The 6,205-nt window shown below is 64.7% G+C and carries 7 protein-coding genes; 4 read left to right on the forward strand and 3 right to left on the reverse strand.

Annotated features, from left to right (window positions below):
* Positions 1-17 precede the first annotated feature (17 nt).
* Entirely contained in the window at positions 18-746 is a 729-nt protein-coding gene (locus tag ACYZGB_RS19215) for a haloacid dehalogenase type II (RefSeq protein ID WP_462390460.1), read from the reverse strand.
* A 253-nt stretch (positions 747-999) separates the two neighbouring features.
* Between ACYZGB_RS19215 and ACYZGB_RS19220 the strand changes: the two genes are divergently transcribed.
* The 3 genes from ACYZGB_RS19220 (at position 1,000) to ACYZGB_RS19230 (ending at position 4,135) form a co-directional block, all read left to right on the forward strand.
* Positions 1,000-2,223, forward strand: a complete 1,224-nt coding sequence (locus ACYZGB_RS19220; protein ID WP_462390461.1) for an MFS transporter — start codon at positions 1,000-1,002, stop codon at positions 2,221-2,223.
* 159 nt (positions 2,224-2,382) lie between these two features.
* Complete coding sequence (gene alaC, locus ACYZGB_RS19225) at positions 2,383-3,609, forward strand: alanine transaminase (RefSeq protein WP_056747366.1); 1,227 nt, start codon at positions 2,383-2,385, stop codon at positions 3,607-3,609.
* A 148-nt stretch (positions 3,610-3,757) separates the two neighbouring features.
* On the forward strand, positions 3,758-4,135 hold the full coding sequence (locus ACYZGB_RS19230; RefSeq protein ID WP_462390462.1) for a DUF4288 domain-containing protein: 378 nt from the start codon (positions 3,758-3,760) through the stop codon (positions 4,133-4,135).
* Between the two features lie 401 nt (positions 4,136-4,536).
* Here ACYZGB_RS19230 and ACYZGB_RS19235 read toward each other — a convergent pair whose 3' ends face one another.
* Together ACYZGB_RS19235 and ACYZGB_RS19240 are read right to left on the reverse strand one after the other, a co-directional pair.
* Positions 4,537-5,373: an urease accessory protein UreD gene (locus ACYZGB_RS19235; RefSeq protein ID WP_063463087.1), complete on the reverse strand. Its 837-nt coding sequence runs from the start codon at positions 5,371-5,373 to the stop codon at positions 4,537-4,539.
* A 243-nt stretch (positions 5,374-5,616) separates the two neighbouring features.
* Entirely contained in the window at positions 5,617-5,979 is a 363-nt protein-coding gene (locus ACYZGB_RS19240; RefSeq protein WP_462390463.1) for a hypothetical protein, read from the reverse strand.
* A gap of 120 nt (positions 5,980-6,099) precedes the next feature.
* Here ACYZGB_RS19240 and ACYZGB_RS19245 point away from each other — a divergent pair.
* The coding region (locus ACYZGB_RS19245; protein ID WP_462390464.1) for a helix-turn-helix domain-containing protein at positions 6,100-6,205 on the forward strand (106 nt) is incomplete at its 3' end.

Below are 6,205 nucleotides of genomic sequence, written 5' to 3' on the forward strand. Positions count from 1 at the left end.
CGCCCCCGGGGGCACATTCAACAGCCCAGCATCTGCGCCAGATCGTTCAGGTCTTTGGCATGCAGATCATTGCCCGGCTGTGGCGTGCCGTCCTTGGGCCGGGCGGCGCCCAGCTCCAGGGGGCGCTCGATGTAGGCGGTGCGCAGGCCGCAGGCCCGCGCGGCGGCCAGGTCGTCATGGTGGGTGGCCACCAGCGCCACCTGCTCGGGCGGCACATCAAACACGCGGGCCACACCCAGGTAGGTGTCGGGGTGGGGCTTGTAGGCCTTGAAGACCTCGGCGCTCAGCACACAGTCCCACGGCAGGCCGGCGTGCTTGGCCATGTTGGTCAGCAGGCCGATGTTGCCGTTCGACAGCGAGGTGATGGTGAAGCGTTTTTTCAGCCGCGTCAGGCCTTCGACACTGTCGGGCCAGGCATGGAGCCGGTGCCACACGCGGTTGAGGTGGCAGCGCTCGGCCTCGGGCAGGTGCGCCAGGCCAAAGCGCGGCAGGATCTCGTCGAGGATGCTGCGGTGCAGGTCATCCACCAGCGTCCAGCCCCGTTCGCCCCGCATCACCTGCGCCATGGCGGGTTGGTAGCCCGCGCGCCAGGCCAGCGCAAACGCATCGCCATCCACCGCCGGGTACAGCGCCTGCATCTCGCGCACGATGCTGCCGTGCCAGTCCACCACGGTGCCAAAGATGTCAAAGGCCAGCACCTGGACGGTGCTGGCAATGGTGTCTGCTGTGCTCGGGCTGATGCTCATTGGCCGTCCTTGCAAAAAGGGGGAGGGAGCGAGTGGGAGTGCCAGCCTAGCAGCCCCGGCGGCTGGTGGGTTCCCCCAGGCGACGCATGCCCCCGCACCTGCAAGGCCGCGCAGGGCATGTTATGGTTACCAAATTCGGGTTTACCCTCGTAACTGCGTTTCTTCTTCGGGCCTGTTCCCGCCCCAAACCCTGTTTGTTTCTTGCGCTGCGCCGTCATCTGCCGGGGCCGCTTGCCGTGTTGTTGTCCTTGCCATGACTGCGCCCCTGCCCTCCACGTCCATCGATTCCACCCCCACCGACGACCACACGCTGGTGCGCGCCGTGCTGGCCCTGGGGGTGGGCGGCTTCTCCATCGGCACCGGTGAGTTCGTCATCATGGGCCTGCTGCCCGAGGTGGCGCGCGACATTGGCGTGAGCATTCCGCAGGCGGGCCACGTCATCAGCGCCTATGCCCTGGGCGTGGTGGTGGGCGCACCCGTGCTGGCCGTGCTGTGCGCCCACTGGGGGCGGCGCGCGCTGCTCATGGCGCTGATGGTGGTGTATGCGCTGGGCAATTTCGCATCGGCGCTGGCGCCGGGCTATGGCTCGCTCACTGCCATGCGGCTGTTTACCGGCCTTCCCCATGGCACCTACTTTGGCGTGGCCGCACTGGTGGCCGCAGCGCTGGCCCCGCCCGGCCGCCGCGCACGCGCTGTGGGCTGGGTCATGCTGGGGCTGACCACCGCCACGCTGGTGGGCGTGCCCATAGCCGCCGCGCTGGGCGAGGCGTTTGGCTGGCGCGCGGCCTTTGTGTTTGTGGGGCTCATTGCCGTGGCCGCCGTCGTCATGGTGCGCCTGTGGGTGCCCGCCATGCCCGCATCGCACGGCGCCAGCCCGCTGCGTGAGTTGGGCGCGCTGGCGCGCAAGCAGGTGTGGTTCACATTGGGCATTGGCGCCATCGGCTTTGGCGGCATGTTTGCGGTGTTCAGCTACATCAAGCCCACCTTGCTGGAGGTGGCAGGCATGCCACCCGCACTCATGCCCTTTGTGCTGTCGCTGTTTGGCCTGGGCATGGTGGCGGGCAACATCGTCGGCTCGCGCATGGCCGACAAGGCGCTCATGCCCGCCATCGGCAAGGTGCTGCTGTGGTCTATCGTGGTTATGGCGCTGTTTGTGCCCGCCGCACACCACCCCGCCAGCGCCGCGCTGGCCACGTTCCTTTTGGGCACCGTGGTGGCCATCGGCCCCGCGCTGCAGATCCGCCTGATGGACGTGGCGGGCGACGCGCAGACCCTGGCCGCTGCACTCAACCACTCGGCCTTCAATGCCGCCAACGCGCTCGGCGCTTGGCTGGGTGGCGTGGCGATCTCGGCAGGCATGGGCTGGACGTCTACCGGCTGGGTGGGTGTGGTGCTGGGCCTGGGTGGTGTGGCTATTTTTGCGTGGTCGATGGGCACCGAAAAGGCAACGGCCGCACGCGCCTCGGCCACCGCATAGCCCAACCCCACGGGTCGGCCGCTCTGTAGCGGCTTTGCGACAGCCGCGCGCAGGTTGGCGGGCTCGCGCTGTCTTGTGCGTTACATTGGCTGCGGGCTGGCCTTTCTGCCAGCCACGTCGCTCGGACGGTTCCGGGCGCTTACGTGAAAGTCACACCGCATGTCTGCATCGCAGGGCAAGCGCCGTTTTGCGCGCATCGATCGCCTCCCTCCCTACGTCTTCAACATCACGGCCGAGCTCAAACTCGCCGCCCGCCGCCGGGGTGAAGACATCATCGACATGAGCATGGGCAACCCCGACGGGGCCACGCCACCGCACATCGTCGCCAAGCTCACCGAAGTGGCCCAGCGGCCCGACACCCATGGCTACAGCGCCAGCAAAGGCATCCCGCGCCTGCGCCGCGCCATCAGCCACTGGTACAAAGACCGTTACGCGGTGGACATCAACCCCGACACCGAGGCCATCGTCACCATCGGCTCCAAGGAAGGCCTGGCCCATCTGATGCTGGCCACGCTGGACCGGGGCGACACCGTGCTGGTGCCCGACCCGAGCTATCCCATCCACATCTACGGTGCGGTGATTGCCGGTGCCGACATCCGCAGCGTACCCGTGGCGCCCGATGTGGACTTTTTTGCCGAGCTGGAAAAGGCCATCCGCGGCAGCTACCCCAAGCCCAAGATGATGATCTTTGGCTTCCCGAGCAACCCCACGGCGCAGTGCGTGGACCTAAGCTTCTTCGAGCGCGTGATCGCCCTGGCCAAGAAGCACGACATCCTGGTGGTGCACGACCTGGCTTACGCCGACATCGTGTACGACGGCTACCGCGCCCCCAGCATCATGGAAGTGCCCGGTGCCAAGGACGTGGCGGTGGAGTTTTTCACCCTGAGCAAAAGCTACAACATGGCGGGCTGGCGCGTGGGCTTCATGGTCGGTAACCCTGACCTGGTGGCCGCGCTCGCGCGCATCAAGAGCTACCACGACTACGGCACCTTCACGCCGCTGCAGGTCGCGGCGATTGCCGCACTGGAGGGCGACCAGCAGTGCGTGAAAGACATCGCCGCCCAGTACCAGCGCCGCCGCGACGTGCTCTACAAAGGCCTGACGGAAGCGGGCTGGGCCGTGGACTGCCCCAAGGCCAGCATGTACATCTGGGCCCGCATCCCCGAGCCCTACCGCGCGCTGGGTTCGCTGGAATTTGCGCGGCAACTGCTGGACAAGGCCAAGGTGTGTGTGTCGCCGGGCATCGGGTTTGGCGACCAGGGGGACGAGTACGTGCGCTTTGCGCTGATTGAGAACGAGGCGCGGATTCGGCAGGCGGTGCGGGGGATTCGGGGGATGTTCAAGGCCGATGGCTTACTGAAGGTGCCAACTGTGGCGCCGGTGTGAGCCAGCTAGAACTGCCGGGTTGAGGATCACACGACACACGTACTCCGAGCGGTTGGCATTGAACGAGGCCACCGTTCGGGGTCCGAATAAACCGCTGCAGGGCATTTCAATTGACAGGCTGCAGCGGCCCCATACATGGAATTCTTCAATGGAATACGACAAGAATATTTCACCTGTGGGCTGGTACGTCGTTTCCTACCTGCTGCGCTTCGTGGAGTTGAATGACGACAGGAAAGACGATGATGAAGCTCGATTCCTGTCCTGGGAAAACACAATACTTGTACGCGCATCGACTCTCGATGAAGCCTATAAAAAGGGTATGTCGGTTGCTCGCGAGAGTTCGAAACCATACAAGGGTGGGCCTGAAGGTGTACCTGTTCAATGGAAGTTGGTAGGCATTACCGATATCCTTCCCATCTACGAAGAACTGGGAGATGGGGCAGAAATCATCTGGACAGAGCGCTCTCCTCGAAAGCTCAAAAATCTCAAACAGATGGTGAGACCGAAGGGCTCTTTCCGGCAGTAGATGCCAACGCCGGCGAAGTGGCAGCGAGCCGTCAGCTTTCGAGATAAATGTATCGCGCCTTCAAGCTCCAAGCTGAGGCTCAGTCTGAACCAAAGGCGCGTGCGCGAGCCGCTTTCAGCCAGGCATGGTCGGGTGGTCCGTTGAAACCAACTACGGCATCTACGCCACACCGAGGACAGATGGCAGTTTGATCCTGATTGTCGCCATCACACCACTCAGAAATAGTGCTGGGGGAATATGTCTCCAGACAGTAGTAGTACGCAGCAACCTCGCTAGTGAGGAGCGCTGCACGATGTAACGTGGATCCGCAAGTTCTGCTCATGACGGGCTGTGTCTAAGGTTGGTGAATAGATCGCTTGCAGGGGGCTGAGAAACTGTGCACTCGGCGATAGGCCACTCACCTACATCGCCCAAATCCTAGGCGCTTCCCCCTCCAACCCCCACAACACCTCCCGCCAAGCCACCCGCACGGCCTTGAGCAGCTTCATCGCGGGCTCCACCTGCGGCGCCAGCACGCGCACCACCACCATGCGGTCGTTGGGGCTGGTGGCGCCTGCGGTCGCCTTGACCTGGGGGTGCTGATCCATCACTGCGCGGGCCGCGTCCAAGGCGGCGTCGCGGCGGGTGCGGTCCAGGGGCGTGCCTGCGGCAAAAAACATGCTGGCCATGCAGCGGTGGCCTGCCAAACCCAAGGGACTGCTCAGCAGCCGGTCGTCGGCGGCGTCGATGACGCCGCGCTCCAGCCACAGGCCGGGCACTTCCAGGTGCTGGGTGAAGCGGCCTTGTTCAAACGGCTGGCCCGCGTGCGGAAGGCCCAGCGCCGTCACGTCCCAGGCAATGCATTCGGCGCCAGGGGCGAGGTTCAGCGTGAGGTGGTTTTCGGCGTGGCAGGCGCTGTAGCACAGGGCTTCGAGCGGCAGCCATTCCAGCCGTGCGCCTTCGGCCAGGGTGAGGTGGCTGCGCTGCAAGGCCAGCGGGCCGGTGGAGCGGTAGAAGCGCGTGGCGCCGGGCGTGGTGACCAGGCCGTGGGCGCCGGGGCCCACGGTGGTGGTGATGTCCAGCGTGTCGCCGCCCACCAGGCCGCCGGGGGGGTGCACCAACACGTTGTGGCAGATGGCGTCACCCTCGGGGTACAGGCTTTGCAGAATGCGCAGCGGGCCGTTGTGCTCGTAGCGGGCTACCGTGCGGGCGTTATGTTCTGCCGTGTAGTCGAGCTGAAGGCGGGCGTGCCAGGGCATGGTGCGGGTAATTTGCTATTAAATGAGTAGCTGATTATGCCCCGTGGATAAGCGCAAGGGGCATTTTTGACCCGATGTTCGCGCTGGGCGGGATCGGTTTGCAGCACCCTCGCCTCTTGTGGGAGAGGGCGGGGGGAGAGGGGGTTGGGGCGCTACTTTGGGGAGCTGCCCCCTCTCCCCGGCCCTCTCCCGCGAGGGGAGAGGGAGGAATACCGGGGCGCGTTGAGACGTGGCTGTAAGGGCTCAGGCGGTCTGGAGCGCGGGTGTGGGGGTTGCAGCCTGAGGCATGGCCGCATACCAGCTGCGCAGCTTGCCCGGGTTGAGCAGGCCCTGGGGGTCAAAGCGGCGCTTCATGCCCACCACGGCAGGGTCCAGCTGGTTCTGCTTGCCGTCTTCCACGATGTACACGTGTGGGTTGTTGATCTGCACGCCGTGGTCGCGGTAGATCTGCATGATCTGGTTCAGGCGCTCTTCGGTGGTGTAGCGAATGATCTGCAGGCCGCTGCAGTTGAAGGCGCCTTCCTTGGTGCGCAAGAACTCCAGGTGCATCATCACCTCGCCTTTCAGCGCAGCCTCCAGCGCCTTCACCTGCTTGAGGCGGTGCATGGGTGTTGGCGCCGACCGGAAACTGAGCCAGTTTTGTAGGTAGGGCCGAAGTAAAAATGAGCCAGGTGTTCAACCTACCCTGCTGTTTATTTAAGCAGCGGGGTTCGAGGAGTGATCACCATGGACATGATTGGCAGGATCCGACGGCTGCACGTGAGGGACAAGCTGTCGGAGCGCGAGATAGCGCGCATGACGGGGCTGTCGCGCAACACGGTGTCGAAGTGGC

It is taken from the genome of Acidovorax sp. Q11 (assembly GCF_054950075.1).